We start from the raw sequence: 16,791 nt of genomic DNA, 5'->3' as shown, positions 1-16,791 counted from the left end.
TGCCCGAAGGTCTCGGGCATGCGATCTTGTCCCTCGAAGACGGCTCGACGGTGATGTACCTGTGCTCGATCGAGTACACCCCGTCCCTCGACCGCGACCTGAACCCCCTCGATCCGGACCTGGCGATCACCTGGCCCACCCACGGCCGCAACGGACAACCCCTCGATTACCAACTGTCAGACAAGGACAAAGCCGCACCTTCGCTCGCCGACGCCATCACCGCCGGATACCTACCCAAATACGACGGCTGAGTCACCCTCGGTAGGACCCGCAACCGCAATTGCACACTGCAGTTGATTAACGCCAACTTGTTAGATCCAATCCGTGTGTACGCCGGACGGGTTGGATCACATTCGACATCCCGGGTCGGCCGCAGACACCCGTCCGTTAAAGCACGCGGCACATGACGTCCGTTATGCGTCGCTTTCCGCACTCGCGAAGACGCCCGATTTACTCATCGCCGGAGCGACATAAGGGACGTGAACGGTGCCGTGACGACCGCCCCGGTCATCTGGTCGGACAACACGCCCGGCACCTACATCCAGGTGCGTCGAGTATGCCCATGTCAGCTCACCGCCAATGCGGGGACGTCGGGCGTAGCGCGAGCAGCGTTACGAGTGACGGTCGGTTGCGTGTACGTCTTCGTCGCGGGCGAGCCGTAGTTGATCGAGTAGGCGTCGATCGCGCCGGGGAACGACGACGACGGCGTGCCGATGACTGTTCCCGAAGACCGCCGCGCTGACCTCTGGGTCGCGGAAGAACTCGACGATCGTGTGGTGGGGTGATTCGAACGCCGCCAACGGGTCGAACCGCGGCCTGTCCACCCGCCCCGGCTCGTTCTGGCCGTAGCGAAAATCATGCTCGGCCACCGGCTACGCACGTTAAAGAACACTGGCGTCGGCGGCGAGACCAGCACGCAGATCCTCGCCCGGTTCGACGCAGACGTGAAGCCGCACGCACCGGCTTGGGTGCACATCCTCGCGGGCACCGACGACGCAGGCGACACCGCCGTCGTGGTCCCGGTTGCGACGGCGCAGACCAACATCCTGGCAGTAATCGACGAGTGCCGCGAGATCGGCGCACGCGTCATCCTCGGAACGATCCCGCCCGCAACACACGCACCACCGCGTCCCGCACCCACGCCATGACGCTGAACGGCTGGCTCCGGCAACTCCCGTACACGCAGCCCGACGTCATCGTGGTCGACTACTTCGGTGTCCTCGCGAACCCGGACGTCGCGGACAACTGGATCGCCGGTTACGCGATGGGCTACAACACCCACCCACCCACTTCCGGAGCGTCGGCGCGTGCGTGGCCGGAAGGTTGTCGGCCGACACGCTGCGTCCGCTGGTCCCGCCTCTGAGTCGTGTCTCGCGGGTGCACGCCGTTGACCCGACCAATCTGCTCACCTCGCTGGCCTGTTTTAGGGCGCAGCAGCGGGCACCGCCCCGTCAGGGTGGGCCGCATCGAACGCCTCCCTGACTACTGGGCTTGTCGACCGCACGGACGGTGACGAGGCTCAGCGAACTTCAGCAGATGTGCTCGGCGAAATTCATCACCTGTGAGCGGTCTTCACTGTAGTGGTTGGCGGGTTCCTGTGGTGGCCTTGCGGAGCTTCTCCGATCGTGCGTTGTGGTCGCGGAGTCGGTAGGAATCTCCGTCGAGGTTGAGTACGACCGAACGGTGTAGGAGTCGGTCGAGCATGGCGGCTGCGACGGTGTTGTCGCCGAGTACTTCACCCCACGATCCAACGCCGCGGTTGGTGGTCATGATGATCGAGGTTTTCATATGCCGTTGTGAGACAACCTGAAACAACGCCGACGCCGCCTCACCGGGCAACGGGAGATAGCCGAGTTCGTCGATCACCAATAACGTCGGCCCGGCGTAGAACCTCATCGTCGTTGCCCACCTTCCTTCCAACGCGGCGCGGTGACAGCGGGCCGCGAGTTCGGCGGCGGTGGTGAAATAGGTTCGGTATCCGGCATGCGCGGCGGCGCGAGCCAGCCCGACTGACAGATGCGTCTTGCCGACGCCCGGTGGGCCGATGAGCAGGACATTCGTCGCCGTCTCCAGGAAACGGCAGGTTGCGAGCTCTTCGACGAGCTTCTTGTCGACTCCAGCGGCTGCGCCGTAGTCGAAGTCTTCGAGTGATGCCGGTGTCGGCAGACATGCAAACCGCAGCCTGCCGGCCAACCGGCGTGCCTCGGTAGCTCCGACCTCGATCGAGAGCAACCGGTCCAATGCCGCGGTCATCGACAGTTCCTCGGCAGCTGCTTGGTCGAGGACCGAGGGCAACGCTTCGGCCGCGTCATAGAGTTTGAGCACTGCGAGATGCCCGCGCAAGCGTTGGTAGAGGCTCGCTGCCTCGGCGGTGTTCGGTGCCGGCACACGGTCGCTCGTCTTCTCGGCTGCCATCAGAGAGTGTTCCTTCCGTGCGCGGCGCGTTCGTAGATCGACAGGTCGTAGACGATGGCCCCGCTCACGTCGGATTCGGTTGCGCCACTATCGGTCTCATCGCAATCCGTGGGATCGGCAAGCGTTGCGCCGGCGGCGGTTCGGAGCTTGTCGGCGGCAGCGAGTGCGTCCGTCCCGGGTGGGATGCGTTCTTTTCGGCGGTGCGGTCGTCCGGTGCTCGCGCCGGCCATCGCTGCTTGTTCGAGGGCGTAGATGTGGCCGTGCTCGCGGACCATTATCCCGGTGCCGTCGGCGGCCAGACGATGTCGGGCGATGGTGATGCCGGAGGTGGTGACGATGTCGATGATGTCGGTGCCGAGTACCTGGGTGACGGTCACTGAAGCCGAGGCGAGTTCGGGTGGAACCGAGTAGCGGTTGCCGCGATAGGACACCAGGGCTTGTCGAGAGACGACACGTTCGGTGGACACGATCGCTGGATACGCCGCGGTCGGCAGTGGATGCAATCCTTCGGCAGTGGCCAGGGTCGCGACCGATGCTCGGCCGTCCTTCGTCGGCCGCAACCTGGTGTCGCCGCGCAGACTGCAGAACCGATCGAGATTTGCTTGTGCCCCCTCGACGGTCAGGTCGTCAGCGAGAGTGCGCCACCAACGCTGTGCTGCAGTGTGATTCGCCTTCTCTACCGCACCTTTGCGGTTACCGCGCCTCGGTGGGCAGATCGCAACGGATGCACCGTAGTGTTTCGCGACACCGGCGAAGCTGGCGGTGACTCGGCCGGACTCGGGGTGGCAGACCGTGGCCATCCGGTCGAACCTCCACACCCGTGTTACGCCTCCCAGTCCGCGACAGATTCGGTCGAGGCCGTCGACCACATGAGGCTGGGTCATCGCAGGTGCGAGGATTCCACGCCACTTGCCGGAATTGGCGAGAGTTCCCACGAACAAGTGCGCCGTCGTTCCCCACCCCCACGAGGCGGGTGGATTCGGTAGGTCGACCCAATCCCATTGTGTCTCTTCGCCTGGTGGATGATCGATCACCGCATTGGGTCTCGCGGTGGCGGTCGCACATGCGTGGCAGACGGGACGTAGTTTCAACTCGCGGATCTTGCGGTGCAGGGTTTGATACGACAGCGTGTATCCGAGGTCTTCGAGTTCGTCACAGAGCGTCCGCACCCACAGATGCGGGTCGTCGATCAGCCGGGCGGTGACGTAGGCGAGGAACACCTCGAATGGGTCCGGTGCGCTGCGTTTGCGCACTCCAGGGGCAGTTGTGCCGTTAAGGTAGCTGCGAATGGTGTTGCGATCTCGGCCGGTGTGACGGGCGATCGCCGAGATCGTCCAGCCTCGTTTGCGTAGGGCGTGTACTTCCATGTCTTCCTCCCGTGTAAGCATGAGGAGCGGGTCTCCTTCGAGTAGCTGGTGCGTGGTCAGAGACCATCAGCTTCGTTGGAGACCCGCCCTCGTTGGCGGTGCCACACGGGTGATGAATTTCAGTGAGCGTCAGTGATGAATTTCGATGAGCGCCGTCAACGGCGTTCCCGGCAAGTGGCTGCAAGTCGTCGTCCCCGACAACGGCACGTTTTCGTTGTCCGGTAACGGCGACCCGGGCGGCGCGACCGGTGAGACGACGATCTTCGCTGTCGAGTTCGAAGTGACCGGATTGCAGGCCGTCGCGACGTCGGGCAACCAGTACCTCGCCGCCGAGTTCAACGTCCCGTCCGGCGTCTTCCCGTCCGAGGTGTCGTAGATCTCGGGAGGCTCCGGTGATCCAATCCACGGCAACATCGCCCGGTCGGGAGTGCTCGAAACGCCGCTATACACGCGGCTACCGGCCGACACTCAACTGTGGCCGATGATCTCGGTCGCGGGCGGCGGCACCTACCAGTTCGCCTGCGCCACCGTCACAAAGCTCTAGATCAAGTTGCGCGAGACGTATTCCGACGCACAGAAGTCGCTGCACACATTGGCTTGTGCGTCGTGGCGCAGGATCTCGTTGCAGCTGCGGCAACGTCCGCGCCGGAGCTTAGCTTCAGCGTGGGTTTGTCGGAGCCGAGAGATGATCGACATGTGCGCCTGTCTGTATTGGTGATTCCGATCCCTAGCCCAACTAGCATCAGAGCCAGGTACGACACCGGAAGGGTATCGATTGCTGATCCCGTTATCCCCATCGCCAGCAGGCCGACTGCCGATACAGTCGCGAGCTGTCCATGCACGCTACGCCACGTCAGTCCCGAGACGATGGAAGCGACAACGGCGCCGAGTAGGGCAAGTCCGATAAGGCCGCCTTCGACGGCAAACTTCAGCAGGATGTTGTGGGGTGTGACGTGCTCACCGCCAGCGAAGGCTGACCCGAGTGTGTCTCCCGCCGAACCGGATCCCCAGCCGTAAACGGGCGAGTCGAAGAACATCGACAGGCCCTCCTGCCATTCGGGAATTCGGTTCTGGAAGCGACCATCGGTAGAGAAGCTCGAAATGGATTCGACGGTGTCGGTCAATGGTCCGCCTCGCGCCAGCACGAGATAAGCCGCGACCCCCGCGATCGCGAAAAAGTAGATGCGCTTTGCGCGGGTGGTTGCGGAGGGAGAGGCCAGTGCTGCGGTGAGTAGAACGAAGACGATTGCGACGTAGGCGCTCCGAACGAATGTGAAGTACATAGCTGCCAAGCCAATCGCCGCTGATACTGCCGCCATTCTGGGATGGGTTTTCCTCCGGACGAGCGACCATCCGAGCAAGAGAATTGCTGCCCCTGCGACGTGGAATGGCCCTGAAAAGACGCCTTGTAGCCGCTCCTGACCGCGGTATAGGGCGGTGTACTTGTCCGCCGCGCGTGGCACCAAGTCGGCGACCTGGGGGAAGAAGAAGTACCCGACTAAGGACACAGTAAGCGCAATCGATAGCAGTCGTACGACTAGTAGCTCAACGCGCTGAACCAGTGGGCGCGCCACTGCGCAGCCTAGAACCAGTCCACTGATTGCCAGCACAGTCTTGCGGAATCCGAGCAAGCCGATGTTTAGCGAAGGCACGTTCTCATGGAAGATGAGCAGCGCCCAGAACGCGATGATGGCAGCGCACGTGGCTACGACTGCGCTGCCCCGCCGTTCCGCGGCGGGCGTCAGTAACCAGAGCGCAAAACCGCCGAACAACGCGACCATCTGAATGACGAGGCCGATGTTGCCGGGAAAAAGTGCACCGAAGGTGAATGCTGCGAGGCTGAGCACAAGCAACCGCGGGAGTGCGGAGGGATTTCTCGGCAACGAGAACCACAAGACCAGGGCCGAAAGAGCAAGCAACACCCCTGCGCCGCGAGTGGTGCCCAGAAACGCCAACGTCTGACTACCCACGACGACTTACCCCACAATCTAGATCGCTCGTGCGATCTCTGGATATTGTGCCGCACCGTGGCACAGTGCTCGACGCGAAGGTTCGCGGTCGGCACAGTAGTGTCCCCCTCGAATTGAAGGGGGCCTTGTGGCATCGATAGACGTTGCATTCGACCGGCGACGAAACAGTCTGAACTTTTTGCGTCTCGTCTTCGCGCTAGCTGTGATCGTGTCTCACACGTGGCCACTCACGGGCGCCGGGCCCGAACCGCGGCTTGGTGATATGACGCTAGGGCATTGGTCTGTCGCCGGGTTCTTCGTCATCTCGGGCTACCTCATCACGGCCAGTCGAATGAATGAACAGTCGACCTCGAAGTACCTCTGGCGACGTGTCCTCAGGATCTACCCCGGCTACTGGGTTTGCATTGCGGTGGTGGGACTGGTCGCGGCGCCGATTGTGTGGTTCCTGGCGGGAAACAATGGACTCGGCGTGTTCACACGCGCAGACGGCGGCCTTGCCTACTTCCTCAAGAACATCACCTTGTTTCGCGGGCAAGTTGACGTCGCCGGGACGACATCCATCGATCAGTTCCTGTTCCAGTCCGACTGGAACGGGTCGCTGTGGTCCCTGCCGTTCGAGTTCGCCTGCTACTTGATTGTTGCGGTCCTCGGTATCACAGCCAGCTTGCGCAGAACCAAGCTGCCGATCTATCTCACGGGGCTTGTCCTGCTCGCATTGAACGTCGTCTACCAGTACGGCCCGCTGGAGATTGAAAGCTACTATGCCGAAAGGTTCTTGACATTCGGCCTGAAGGATGCCGAATAGCATCAGGTGCACGATCGCCGCCTCGCCCGTTGCAGCCGAAACGATCTCACCATGAACTGACCCCCGTTGTGGCCGCACCGGCACGCCATCCGATTCGAGGGCAGACTCGCTCGAATGAAGGTGGAGATCTTGTACTTCGACGGATGCCCGAACTGGCAGGAAGCTGCGGACCGGGTTCGTGCTGCAGCCAGCCTGATCGGACAGTCAGACATCGAGATCGGACGCCGGCTGATCTCCTCCGACGCCGAGGCAGCGGCGTCGGCCTTCGCAGGCTCACCGACCATCCTCGTTGACGGCGTCGACGCCTTCGACGATGCCGTGCAACTGACCGAACTTGCCTACCGCGTCTACTCGACCGACCGCGGCCTGGCGGGTCTGCCGACCGTCGACCAACTCGCCGCGTCGCTGCGATCCAAAGGCGAAGCGTTGCAACGATGAACGCAGCGAAGGGTCGCGTCACGCCGACCCGGTCGAACGCCGAGCGGTAGCGTCCGCGCGGCGACCGTGCACCTCGGCCCGCACGCACTCCCCGAAGGCACGGCAGCGTTCGCTTCCTCGTGCCGTTCATTGGCGTTAGTGTTGCCTATGCGTATGTCCAGAGCGGTCCCCGCACTGCCGGTACGGCACATCGAGACAGCTGTCGCTGTCTACACCCGCTCCTTGGGCTTCACGGCGCAGTACTCCGATCCCACCTTCGCCAAGCTCACTCGAGACGACGTCGAGATCCACCTGTGGGCCGCCGACGACGACAGCTGGAGCAGCCGGCCCGACACCGCACCCTGGCCTGTGTGCAGCGGAGCGGAGACCTTCCTCGCGGGAACGGCCAGTTGCCGCATCACCGTCGACGAGGTCACCGCGCTGTACGACGAACTCTCGCGCGCGGGCGTTCTGCACCCGGCAGACGCCGGCCACCCCGTCGCGACGGACTGGGGGACGATGGAATTCGCGTCCGTGGACGGAGACGGCAACCTGATCACGTTCTCCACGAACACTATCCGGACCGAGAGCTCATTCGTCGACGGTGACGGTGACGCTTTCACCACTTCCTGACCGGCGGTGCCTGGTTTTGCACGATCAGAGTGCGGGGCGTGGCGGGATGACGACGGCGGAGATCATTGCGGCCAGTGCAGCAGCGGCTGCGGCGAAGAGGAACGCGTGTTGGAACCCGGTGTCACCGCCACCCGCGACGAGGCTGAGTGCAGCGATGCTCGAGACGGTGGCCACGCCGATGGATGCACCGAATTCGTGGAAGGTGCTCAGCAGGCCGGATGCGATGCCGGCCTCCTCGGGGCCGATCTGTCCGAGCGCGGTGGCTGAGGCGACGACGAACAGCGCGCCGATACCGAATGCGCCGAAGCTGACGCCGATCGTGGTCGCCGCGGTGGTTGCCCACAGGGCTGGCACAAGTAATCCCAACGCTGCGATGAGCATCCCGGCGGTGCCGAGGATTCGTGCGCCCCAGCGGCCGATGAGGCGTCCGCCGAGGTTCGCTCCCGTCATCGTGGCCACGGCGATCGGTAGGAACAACAGTCCGGTCACGAGGGGGCCGTGCCCGGCGGATTGCTGAAAGTAGAAGGTGCCCAGGAAGAACACTGCGACCATCAGGGCTGTTGCGATCAGGATCACGAACACTCCGGCACCGACGGGACGTCGGCTGAGCAGTCCTAGGTTCATCAGCGGAGAGGACGCGGCCTGCTGTCGCCAGTAGAACAGCAGGTAGAGCGCTGCCGCTGCCCCGGCTGCGGTGAGGGTCTGCGGGTTGGTCCATCCGATTTCACCGGCGACGGTCAACGAGTAGATCGCCGATCCGGTCGCAGCGGTGACCAGCGCTGCACCGAGAATGTCGAGCGCGGGACGCGGCCCGGGAGCTGGGGCGAGGGGCGGAAGGACGCGCAGAAGGCCGAAAATGACGATCAGGCCGACCGGGATGTTGACGTAGAACACCCACGGCCATCCCGGTCCGGCGGTGATCAGGCCACCGAGCAGGACACCGACCGCCGCGCCGCCGCCGCCCAATGCCGACCAGATGCCCAGGGCGCGGTTGCGTTCGTCGCCGGCGAACAGGCGCACCACCACCGACAACGCCGCCGGTGAGAGCATCGCCGCGCCAATGCCTTGGACAATGCGGCCGCCGAGCAGGAACTCGGCATTGGCAGCCAGTCCGGCCGCTAGCGAGCCGGCGGTGAAGACGGCCAGGCCGGCGAAGACGATTGGTTTGGACCCGAACAGGTCCGCGCTACGCCCGCCGAGGAGCATCAAGCCGCCGAAGGTCAGGGTGTATGCGGCGACGACCCACGTGACCGCCTCCCGCGAGAGGGCCAGGTCCATGCCCATCTGCGGTAGCGCGATCGCGACCACTGTGACGTCGAGGATCAGCATGAACTGCGCTGTGCCCAGCAGGGCCAGTGCGAGCCATCGCTTCGGGTGAAGCCCTTCGCCCGCTTCCGGTGTCGTTTTCGACGTGGTCACCACTGCCTCCTAAGTTGTACATAGTTGTTTGAGTTGGACACTGGTACCGTAACTCATACAAACGTGTTCGGGAAGTGAGGGTTCTATGACGACCGATACGTCACAGGTAGGCGGTAAACGAGCCGACGCGGTGCGCAACGTCGAGCGCATCCTCGATGCTGCGATCGTCTGCCTGTCTCGGCGGCAGAACGCCACGATGAGCGATATCGCACGGGAAGCCGGTCTCGGGCGGGTGACGCTCTACGGTCACTTCGCTTCTCGCCCAGCGCTCATCGATGCCGTGGTGGCGCGTGTGATCGATCGCGGTGAGCAGACGTTGGCTGCGGTCGATCTGGGTGGGGATCCCCGAGAAGCGTTGTCCCGGCTCATTCACAGCAGCTGGGAGCTGGTGGACCGGTCACGATCGGTCATTGCCGCCGCCGAGGAAGAACTCCCCCCAGCGCGTATCCGCGAGCTTCACGACGGCCCCGCGAGCCGGGTCGAATCGTTGATCGAACGCGGACGCAGTGCAGGACTGTTTTCACGTGACATGCCCACCTCGTGGCAAGTCGCCGTGCTCCATCAGGTCCTTCACGGTGCCGGAGCCGAGATAGCAGCAGGGCGACTGGATTCGATGGACGCACCCGATCTGATCGTGAGGACCATCCTTGCTCTACTCGACACCCATTGAGGCTTGGGCGCACCACCTTCCGCTCGGTTGGTCGCACACCGTCGGTTCGGTCGGCGTAGATCGGTGAACCGCCGCCCTCGTTCACGCAAGACCTTGCCGTTACCTGTGGCGTTGTCGACGGCGGCGGGCGTCCTGGTTGTGTCGTTGTGGGCGAGCGGCGCGCCGTCGATGGTCTATCCGCTCTTAGCGGATCGGTGGCGCGTAGGTGAGGTCGTCACGACCGCGTTGTTCGCTACCTACCCGGTAGCGCTGGTTCTCGCTCTCGTTGCATGTGGGTCTCTCTCGGACTCGATCGGGCGACGCCGCGTACTGCTTGCCGGCGTCGGCATGGTCGCTGTCGGCACTGCGCTGTTCGTGGTCACAAGCGGTCTCGTCCCGATCTTCATCGGCCGCACTCTTCAAGGACTCGGGGTCGGTATCGCGATGAGTGCGGCCAGCGCCGCACTCGTCGAGTTCGCACCGCGCCGCACCGCGGCACTGTCCACTTCCGTCAATACGGCGGCGACGGCCAGCGGTACCGCACTCGCGCTCGTTGTCGGCGGTGCGCTCGTGCAGTACTCCGCCTTGCCCACCACGTTCCCGTTCGCCATCTTGCTCGGCGTGACGATTGCTCTGCTGCCGCTGGTGTGGTTCCTCCCCGAGGAGGCCACGCGCAGCAATGTTCGATGGCGGCCCAGTCGGGTGCGAGCACCCGCGAGAACTCGAATGCAGTTCGCCATCGGTGTTGCTTCCCTCACCGTGGCCTTCATGATGGGCGCGGTGTTCATCGGGCTCGGTGCGCAGATCGTGAGGGATCTCGTCGGTACCGTCGACGCTTTCGTCGCCGCGTGCGCACTTGCGTGTTGGGCTGTTGCCATCGTTCCCGCGTCCATCATCGCCCGCCGCGGTTCGCCGACGTCCGCATCTTTGGCCGGTTCGGTGCTTTCCGCCACCGGGTCTGTCACCCTCGTCGCCGCAGCCAACGTGGACTTGCTCACGGTCTTCCTGCTCGCTGCGGTCATCAGTGGGGTGGGGTACGGCCTGATGTTCTACGGCGGGCTCGGGATGGTCGTCGCAGCCTCCGAGGCCGAGACGCGGGCCGCGACACTGTCGTTGATGTACTTGGTGGCGTACCTGTCGCAGGGTCTCACTGCGGTTGGGATCGGTGCGCTCGCAACCTTCTGGGGGCTCGACAGGGCGATCGTGGTGGCGATGCCGACGCTCGCAACACTCAGTGTCGCGAGCGGGGTGTTGGTTCACTGGTTCGCACGACCGAGAGCTGACGTCCGACTGGCCAGCTGAACGATGCACCGACGCTACCCCTGGGGGGTATGCCCTGTTACCGTCGAGAGCATGAACTCGACGATTCGTCGCACTCGACGGGGCACAGCCTCGGCGATCGGATTGTTGATTGCAGTGACGGTGTTCGGGGTGTTGTTGATGCATTCTGTGACACCGGCATCGTCGATGGCTGGCCCGATGTCGGAGTCGATGACCGGTGGCCATGCCGCGATGGCGTCGACAGCCCCGGGCAGTAGCTCGGCTTCGGTGATGTTCGGGGAACACGATTGTCCGTCGGCGCATCAGATGATGCATCCCTGTGTGGGAACTCCGGTGTCGTGGGCCGCGTTGTCCGTCCCGACGATGAGCACCGAGACAGGCCAGTCGCCGACAGCGGTGGACGGGATCGCCGGGCGCACAGACTCCATCCTGGAGCGCGCACCGCCGTGGACCTTGTGGGAGTTGGACAGATCGGTGACCTTGCGAGTGTGACAGGGAGCCCGGTAGACGCGCGTCGACCGGCGGACCGAAACACGTCACACACCCCTGATTGTCCACTCTTGCAAGGAGATTCCACATGCGTACCAAAGTCATGGCTTCACTCGCTGCTGCCGCCGCCAGCGCGTTCCTCGTCGTCGGCTGTAGCAACGACTCGACCGATTCGTCGATGGACGGGCATTCCATGGGCTCGATGTCCTCCGCACCGATGTCCTCGGCCCAAGCAAGCGCGTCCGCAGAGTTCAACGATGCCGACGTGATGTTCGCGCAGATGATGTATCCGCACCACGCACAAGCAGTCGAGATGGCCGACATGGCGAACGGCCGCACCGACAACCCGGACGTGCTGTCGCTGGCATCGGCGATCGCCGGCGCACAGCAGCCCGAGATGGACCAGATGACGGCATGGCTGACCGAGTGGGGCCAGCCCATGCCCGACATGGACATGAGTGACATGGGCGGGATGGACCACAGCTCTGGCAGCGGCATGATGACCGCTCAGGACATGGACGCGTTGATGGCAGCGTCGGGACCGGAATTCGACCGCCAGTGGTTGACGATGATGATCGCCCACCACACCGGTGCCATCGAGATGGCGAACACCGAAATCGCGGACGGTTCCAATCCTGACGCCCTGGAGATGGCACGCGCCATCGTCGCCACTCAGCAGCCGGAAATCGAGACCATGCAGCGGCTGCTCGGCTGACCCGGCCCGCCACACAACGATGGCCGCATCCTCTCCGGCGGAGAGGGTGCGGCCATCAGCGTTTCGCAGTCGTCAGGGCTGCGTTTCCGGTACGAGATCAGCTCTCACAGTGACGGTGTGCGCTGCGACGGAGGATTGGAACTCCCCTCGTTCAGCGCTCCGGCGATGGTGTCGGGCGTGAGGTCGAGTCGCCGGAGCAGCTGCGCGTTCGCGGCGACGATGATCGTCGACAGCGACATCAGGATCGCGCCGATGGACATGGGCAGTACGAACCCGACCGGTGCGAGCACTCCTGCCGCGAGTGGGACTGAGATGAGGTTGTATCCCGCTGCCCACCAGAGGTTTTGCTTCATCTTTCGGTACGAGGCGCGCGAGAGTTCGATTACCGACAGCACCGACCGCGGGTCGTCGCTGGCGAGGATTACTCCGGCCGATGCGATAGCGACGTCGGTGCCGGCCCCGATCGCGATACCGACATCGGCTTGCGCGAGCGCTGGGGCGTCGTTGACTCCGTCGCCGACCATCGCCACCGTACGTCCTTCGCCCTGGAGTGCAGCGACGGTGTGGGACTTGTCTTCCGGCTTCACCCCGGCGAAGTAGCGGTCCACACCGAGTTCGGTCGCGACGGACTTCGCGACGGCATCGGCATCACCGGTGATCATCACGACGGTGATTCCGCGGGCGTGGAGTGCATCGATCGCGGTGCGTGATTCTGACCGGATCTCGTCGGCGAGCGCGAGTGCACCGATCACGGCCCCGTCGGCGAGGACGTGCAGGATGATCGCCCCGTCACCGCGCCACCGGTCGGCGACGGCGAGTTCGGAACCGCGCTCTTGCTCGAGCAGTGCCGGCCCGCCGACCTGGATCCGGAGGCCGTCGATGTCGGCTGAGACCCCGACGGCGGGGGACGACTGAAAACCGGCTGCAGCCGGGACGGTCAGGTTCCGCGCGCGTGCGGCGTCGACGATGGCGCGGGCCAGGGGATGTTCTGAGTCGGCTTCTGCGGCAGCGGCCAAAGCGAGGACCTCGGCGGCGGTGCGCCCTTCGGCGACCTCGATTGCGGTGACGGTGGGTTCACCCTTGGTGAGGGTCCCGGTCTTGTCGAAGAGCACCGTGTCCACCGTGCGCATGGTTTCGAGTGCGAGCCGGTCCTTGACCAGGACACCGCCGCGGGCGGCGCGTTCGGTGGCGATGGAGACCACCAACGGGATCGCGAGTCCGAGTGCGTGCGGGCACGCGATGACCAGCACGGTGATGGTGCGGATGACGGCGTCGTCGGGCATCCCGACCAGGGTCCACACGGCGGCGGTGATGATCGCGGATCCGAGAGCGAACCAGAACAGCCAGCCGGCGGCGGTGTCGGCGATGCGCTGAGCGCGCGAGGTCGAGTTCTGGGCGTCGGCGACGAGCCGGCCGATGCCGGCGAGGGCGGTGTCCTCCCCTACTGCGGTGACCTGGATGCGCAGGCCGGAGTCGGTGGCGACAGTGCCGGCGACGACCTGGTCGCCGTCGCTGCGGCGGACGGTGCGTGATTCGCCGGTGATCATCGATTCGTCCATGCTCGCCGATCCGGAGACGATGGTGCCGTCCGCGGGTACGCGTCCGCCGGGGCGGACGACGACGAGATCACCGAGCTGCAGCTCGGCCGGGGATACCTGCACTACGTCGTCGCCGTCGACGCGTTCGGCGGTGTCCGGGAGCAGTGCTGCCAACGAGTCCAGGGCGGAGGTGGTCTGAGCGAGGGATCGCATTTCGATCCAGTGCCCGAGCAACATGATCACGATCAGCAGGGCAAGTTCCCACCAGAAGTCGAGCTGATGATCGAGCAGGCCGAGGCTCGCTCCCATCGACGCGACGAATGCGACGGTAATCGCGAGGGCGATGAGCAGCATCATTCCTGGTGCACGTGAACGGATTTCGCTGACTGCGCCGGTGAGGAACGGGGAACCGCCCCAGACATACATCACGGTGCCCAGTACCGGGGAGACCCACGCGATCCACGCTGCGTCGGGCAGCGAGTATCCGAGGAGCATCGCGAACATGTTCGAGGCAACGATCACCGGGACGGCGAGGACCAGCATGATCGCGAACAGGCGACGGAACATGCCGACGTGATCGCCGTGACCGGCATGGCCACCGTGCCCGGTATGGCCTTCGTGTTCAGTCTGCTCGCCGTGTCCGGTGTGGGCTGCGCTGTGTCCAGACGGGTCGTGGCCCGACTGTGTGCCCGCTGTCTCGGCCACGCCGACATCGGCGTGTGTGTGGTTGTTCATCGTGCGAATCCTTCTCTCCACCGAGTTCAGCGGCTACGCGGTGCGTGAATCTGCGGGTTGCGGTTCGGCTGTGTATCCGGCATCGCGAACGGCGGCGACGACCTGGGCGTGGTCGGGCTCATCGGCGCTTGTCACCGTCAGCGTCCCCGCCGACGCCGATGCTTCGACCGTGTCGACCCCGGCCACAGCACCGACTTCTTCCCGGACCGACGCCTCGCAGTGTCCGCAGGTCATGCCGGTGACTCGGTAATTCGTGGTGATCATGAGGTACTCCTTCATCTTGAGTGATACCCCCAGGGGGTATCTTGCGACGATTCGGACCATACCCCCTCCCCGTACCGTTGAAAAGGGGGCATCCATGTCACAACCGCCTACTTGCATCTGCGTCGATCTCCGGGGGCGGCCGCGGGCTCGTCGGCCATCAGCAGCTGAAGAGCATCACGTGAACATGCATCGAATGACTGTTACATTCATCCAGTGCCGGTCGACCCTGTTGCCAAAAAGCCCGCGTCCGACGCCAAAGGTTCCGCCGACCGCTTCCTCAGTGATGGCGTCGTATTACTGGTTCCGGAGGAAACGGTCCTGGAAGGAATGATCGACGGATGGGAGACGCAGCAACGTGCGCGGATGCTCGCAAACTTGACGATCGAGCGACGGACACAGATCGTGCGGAGGCTGGTCGCATTCACGAACGACTACCCCTGGAACTGGTCGTCGATGGACGTCGAGGAGTGGACCGCACATCTTGTCGATTCGGGGGTCGCTCACTCGACTGTGCGGCTCTACCAGATGGCCGCGTCGCTGTTCTGCGCCTACATCACTGATGTCCGATATCGGTGGGATGAAGTGTGTCAGCGATACTTTCGCGTTCACCCGGTGCAGGTTTTCCACGAATGGAACACCGTCGTCCACCGCGGGGAGTACGAAGGTCGACCAGGAAACCGGCCACTGACGAGGGACGAGTTACAGGCCTTCTTCGACTACTGCGATGAGCGGGTGAACCGGGTTGGGTTGTCCGGCCGCAAGGGATGGCTTGCCAGTTACCGAGACGCGACGTTGTTCAAGGTCATCTATGCCTGGGGGCTGCGTCGCCGCGAGGCAGCGATGTTGGACATCGTGGACTGGACCGCGAACTCCGCGGCCAAAGAGTTCGGCCGCCATGGCGCATTGTCGGTTCGCTACGGCAAAGCCCTCAATGGAGGGCCACCGCGCCGCCGAACGGTACTGACCACGATGGGGTGGGCCGCCGAAGCCGTCGCCGAGTGGGTCACCGAGATTCGGCCCCTGTACGACACCGACCATCTCGCCATGTGGCCGACAGAACGTCGGGCACGCGTCGGCACCGAGTCGATTTCGCACCGTTTCGCCGAGTACCGGGACGCAATCGGACTGGAGAAGCATCTCGGTCCGCACTGCCTACGGCACTCGTATGCGACACACCTACTCGAAGACGGTTTCGACCACCTGTTTGTTCAGCAACAACTCGGACACTCCTGGGGATCTACCACCGCGATCTACACCAGCGTCGGCACCGACTACAAGAACAATGCCCTCCGACGGGCATTGGACCGAGCGTTCACCGCAGAGTAGGACGGAGACAGGGATGCAACAGCCACGCTTGAACTACGACTGGCACCTACGCCGACTGTTGGCCGAGAGGGGAATATTCGCGACGACCGGTTTGGGACCGCTGCTTGCCGAGCGCGGGATCAGTTTGTCCGAAGCTCAGGTGTATCGCCTGGTCACTGGAACGCCGGAACGCCTCAGCCTGCGTACCCTCGCGGCGCTCTGCGACATACTCTCGTGCACACCGAACGATCTGATCGAACCAGTCGCCGAACGGGCGACGGTGCGAGCGACCGGTACAACTACCCATCGGCCCAAGACCGCAGCAACACCATCCGACGCGAAGACGCGCACACCACGGCGAGCGGAAATCAAACGTAAGAAGTGATCAATACTGTTTGTGTACTGTGCAATTCAGTCGTAGACCGCGTCCGGGTGTGCGACCGCTGCAGGAAAAGACGACGACAGCATCGCGGCGCGTGCACCGGCTGCACGAAACCCGACAAGCTGTTGGACGACAACGCATTATGCCGATGGTGTCGCGAGAAGGCGCAGCGAAGCTGCCCGCGGTGCCCCAGCGTCGGTCAGCCCCTGATCGCCATGGACGGCGAACGCATGTGCGCGCGATGCGCGCTCCGCTGCCACCTCGAGCACGTCTTACCACCGACTGCCGACGGGCTCCTGGAACCACTTCGTGACGCCATCATGCAGGCTGAACCGACGACCACACGGCGATGGCTGAACCGCAACACAGACCTATTGCGCGGCCTCCACGACGGCACCATTCCCCTC

The 16,791-nt window shown here is 64.1% G+C and carries 20 protein-coding genes; 13 read left to right on the top strand and 7 right to left on the bottom strand.

All coding sequences use genetic code 11. From position 1 onward, the window contains the following. Positions 1-251: dTDP-4-dehydrorhamnose 3,5-epimerase family protein (locus A3K89_RS12435; protein WP_167674279.1), on the top strand; the 251-nt coding region annotated here is incomplete at its 5' end. Positions 252-611: 360 nt separating this feature from the next. Here the strand turns inward: A3K89_RS12435 and A3K89_RS12430 are convergent. Beyond that, entirely contained in the window at positions 612-869 is a 258-nt protein-coding gene (locus tag A3K89_RS12430; RefSeq protein ID WP_157105297.1) for a hypothetical protein, read from the bottom strand. Between A3K89_RS12430 and A3K89_RS12425 the strand changes: the two genes are divergently transcribed. Beyond that, entirely contained in the window at positions 858-1,148 is a 291-nt protein-coding gene (locus tag A3K89_RS12425; protein ID WP_068425832.1) for a GDSL-type esterase/lipase family protein, read from the top strand. The two genes, A3K89_RS12430 and A3K89_RS12425, sit on opposite strands and share 12 nt — an antisense overlap. Next, positions 1,145-1,363, top strand: a complete 219-nt coding sequence (locus A3K89_RS12420) for a hypothetical protein (RefSeq protein ID WP_068425829.1) — start codon at positions 1,145-1,147, stop codon at positions 1,361-1,363. The genes A3K89_RS12425 and A3K89_RS12420 overlap by 4 nt, the downstream gene beginning before the upstream one ends. 209 nt (positions 1,364-1,572) lie before the next feature. Here A3K89_RS12420 and istB read toward each other — a convergent pair whose 3' ends face one another. Further along, entirely contained in the window at positions 1,573-2,415 is an 843-nt protein-coding gene (gene istB, locus A3K89_RS12415; RefSeq protein WP_068425826.1) for an IS21-like element helper ATPase IstB, read from the bottom strand. Next, positions 2,415-3,803 carry a Mu transposase domain-containing protein gene (locus A3K89_RS12410; RefSeq protein WP_068425824.1) on the bottom strand — a complete coding sequence of 463 codons (1,389 nt, stop codon included), beginning with the start codon at positions 3,801-3,803 and terminating at the stop codon, positions 2,415-2,417. The genes istB and A3K89_RS12410 overlap by 1 nt, the downstream gene beginning before the upstream one ends. Positions 3,804-3,927: 124 nt before the next feature. Here A3K89_RS12410 and A3K89_RS12405 point away from each other — a divergent pair, with 124 nt between their 5' ends. Further along, positions 3,928-4,158 (top strand): hypothetical protein, encoded by a 231-nt coding sequence (locus A3K89_RS12405; RefSeq protein ID WP_068425821.1) that lies wholly within the window; start codon positions 3,928-3,930, stop codon positions 4,156-4,158. A 169-nt stretch (positions 4,159-4,327) separates the two neighbouring features. On the opposite strand, the gene A3K89_RS12400 is transcribed toward A3K89_RS12405, so the two are convergent. Further along, the gene (locus A3K89_RS12400) at positions 4,328-5,752 is read right to left on the bottom strand and encodes an O-antigen ligase family protein (protein ID WP_068425818.1); all 1,425 of its coding nucleotides are present in this window, start codon (positions 5,750-5,752) and stop codon (positions 4,328-4,330) included. A 127-nt stretch (positions 5,753-5,879) separates the two neighbouring features. Here A3K89_RS12400 and A3K89_RS12395 point away from each other — a divergent pair, with 127 nt between their 5' ends. The 3 genes from A3K89_RS12395 to A3K89_RS12385 all read left to right on the top strand — a co-directional run bounded on the left by A3K89_RS12395 (position 5,880) and on the right by A3K89_RS12385 (position 7,607). Next, positions 5,880-6,557 carry an acyltransferase family protein gene (locus tag A3K89_RS12395; RefSeq protein ID WP_068425815.1) on the top strand — a complete coding sequence of 226 codons (678 nt, stop codon included), beginning with the start codon at positions 5,880-5,882 and terminating at the stop codon, positions 6,555-6,557. Positions 6,558-6,671: 114 nt separating this feature from the next. Then, complete coding sequence (locus tag A3K89_RS12390) at positions 6,672-6,995, top strand: alkylmercury lyase (protein ID WP_068425812.1); 324 nt, start codon at positions 6,672-6,674, stop codon at positions 6,993-6,995. Positions 6,996-7,148: 153 nt separating this feature from the next. Continuing rightward, positions 7,149-7,607, top strand: coding sequence for a VOC family protein (locus A3K89_RS12385; RefSeq protein ID WP_240931215.1), 459 nt, complete (start codon positions 7,149-7,151; stop codon positions 7,605-7,607). Between the two features lie 24 nt (positions 7,608-7,631). Here A3K89_RS12385 and A3K89_RS12380 read toward each other — a convergent pair whose 3' ends face one another. Continuing rightward, positions 7,632-9,026, bottom strand: coding sequence for an MFS transporter (locus A3K89_RS12380; RefSeq protein ID WP_032364251.1), 1,395 nt, complete (start codon positions 9,024-9,026; stop codon positions 7,632-7,634). Between the two features lie 85 nt (positions 9,027-9,111). Between A3K89_RS12380 and A3K89_RS12375 the strand changes: the two genes are divergently transcribed. The 4 genes from A3K89_RS12375 (at position 9,112) to A3K89_RS12360 (ending at position 12,160) form a co-directional block, all read left to right on the top strand. Continuing rightward, positions 9,112-9,696 carry a TetR/AcrR family transcriptional regulator gene (locus A3K89_RS12375; RefSeq protein WP_032364206.1) on the top strand — a complete coding sequence of 195 codons (585 nt, stop codon included), beginning with the start codon at positions 9,112-9,114 and terminating at the stop codon, positions 9,694-9,696. A gap of 63 nt (positions 9,697-9,759) precedes the next feature. Further along, positions 9,760-10,977: an MFS transporter gene (locus A3K89_RS12370; RefSeq protein ID WP_155289413.1), complete on the top strand. Its 1,218-nt coding sequence runs from the start codon at positions 9,760-9,762 to the stop codon at positions 10,975-10,977. A gap of 51 nt (positions 10,978-11,028) precedes the next feature. Beyond that, complete coding sequence (locus A3K89_RS12365; protein ID WP_032364204.1) at positions 11,029-11,448, top strand: DUF6153 family protein; 420 nt, start codon at positions 11,029-11,031, stop codon at positions 11,446-11,448. A gap of 85 nt (positions 11,449-11,533) precedes the next feature. Then, positions 11,534-12,160: a DUF305 domain-containing protein gene (locus A3K89_RS12360; protein ID WP_068425806.1), complete on the top strand. Its 627-nt coding sequence runs from the start codon at positions 11,534-11,536 to the stop codon at positions 12,158-12,160. A 104-nt stretch (positions 12,161-12,264) separates the two neighbouring features. On the opposite strand, the gene A3K89_RS12355 is transcribed toward A3K89_RS12360, so the two are convergent. Both A3K89_RS12355 and A3K89_RS12350 read right to left on the bottom strand, forming a co-directional pair. Beyond that, the gene (locus A3K89_RS12355) at positions 12,265-14,433 is read right to left on the bottom strand and encodes a heavy metal translocating P-type ATPase (protein WP_068425802.1); all 2,169 of its coding nucleotides are present in this window, start codon (positions 14,431-14,433) and stop codon (positions 12,265-12,267) included. Between the two features lie 33 nt (positions 14,434-14,466). Further along, complete coding sequence (locus tag A3K89_RS12350) at positions 14,467-14,697, bottom strand: heavy-metal-associated domain-containing protein (protein ID WP_032364250.1); 231 nt, start codon at positions 14,695-14,697, stop codon at positions 14,467-14,469. Positions 14,698-14,910: 213 nt separating this feature from the next. On the opposite strand from A3K89_RS12350, the gene A3K89_RS12345 reads away from it, so the two are divergent. Both A3K89_RS12345 and A3K89_RS12340 read left to right on the top strand, forming a co-directional pair. Further along, entirely contained in the window at positions 14,911-16,023 is a 1,113-nt protein-coding gene (locus A3K89_RS12345) for a tyrosine-type recombinase/integrase (protein ID WP_032405569.1), read from the top strand. 13 nt (positions 16,024-16,036) lie between these two features. After that, positions 16,037-16,387, top strand: coding sequence for a helix-turn-helix domain-containing protein (locus A3K89_RS12340; RefSeq protein WP_032364201.1), 351 nt, complete (start codon positions 16,037-16,039; stop codon positions 16,385-16,387). The last annotated feature ends 404 nt before the right edge of the window (positions 16,388-16,791 follow it).

This window comes from Rhodococcoides kyotonense, assembly GCF_001645385.1.
In the GTDB taxonomy this organism is placed as follows: Bacteria; Actinomycetota; Actinomycetes; order Mycobacteriales; family Mycobacteriaceae; genus Rhodococcoides; species Rhodococcoides kyotonensis_B.
Note: the sequence above shows the minus strand (reverse complement) of the source record. Positions and strands in the feature narration are given on the sequence as shown.

Excerpts from the sequence above, each read along its gene's own strand:
- A3K89_RS12425 (WP_068425832.1), top strand. The coding sequence starts at position 858 with ATGCTCGGCCACCGGCTACGCACGTTAAAGAACACTGGCGTCGGCGGC.
- A3K89_RS12420 (WP_068425829.1), top strand. The coding sequence starts at position 1,145 with ATGACGCTGAACGGCTGGCTCCGGCAACTCCCGTACACGCAGCCCGAC.
- istB (WP_068425826.1), bottom strand. The coding sequence starts at position 2,415 with ATGGCAGCCGAGAAGACGAGCGACCGTGTGCCGGCACCGAACACCGCC.
- A3K89_RS12410 (WP_068425824.1), bottom strand. The coding sequence starts at position 3,803 with ATGCTTACACGGGAGGAAGACATGGAAGTACACGCCCTACGCAAACGA.
- A3K89_RS12405 (WP_068425821.1), top strand. The coding sequence starts at position 3,928 with ATGAGCGCCGTCAACGGCGTTCCCGGCAAGTGGCTGCAAGTCGTCGTC.
- A3K89_RS12390 (WP_068425812.1), top strand. The coding sequence starts at position 6,672 with ATGAAGGTGGAGATCTTGTACTTCGACGGATGCCCGAACTGGCAGGAA.
- A3K89_RS12385 (WP_240931215.1), top strand. The coding sequence starts at position 7,149 with ATGTCCAGAGCGGTCCCCGCACTGCCGGTACGGCACATCGAGACAGCT.
- A3K89_RS12375 (WP_032364206.1), top strand. The coding sequence starts at position 9,112 with ATGACGACCGATACGTCACAGGTAGGCGGTAAACGAGCCGACGCGGTG.
- A3K89_RS12365 (WP_032364204.1), top strand. The coding sequence starts at position 11,029 with ATGAACTCGACGATTCGTCGCACTCGACGGGGCACAGCCTCGGCGATC.
- A3K89_RS12360 (WP_068425806.1), top strand. The coding sequence starts at position 11,534 with ATGCGTACCAAAGTCATGGCTTCACTCGCTGCTGCCGCCGCCAGCGCG.
- A3K89_RS12355 (WP_068425802.1), bottom strand. The coding sequence starts at position 14,433 with ATGAACAACCACACACACGCCGATGTCGGCGTGGCCGAGACAGCGGGC.
- A3K89_RS12350 (WP_032364250.1), bottom strand. The coding sequence starts at position 14,697 with ATGATCACCACGAATTACCGAGTCACCGGCATGACCTGCGGACACTGC.
- A3K89_RS12340 (WP_032364201.1), top strand. The coding sequence starts at position 16,037 with ATGCAACAGCCACGCTTGAACTACGACTGGCACCTACGCCGACTGTTG.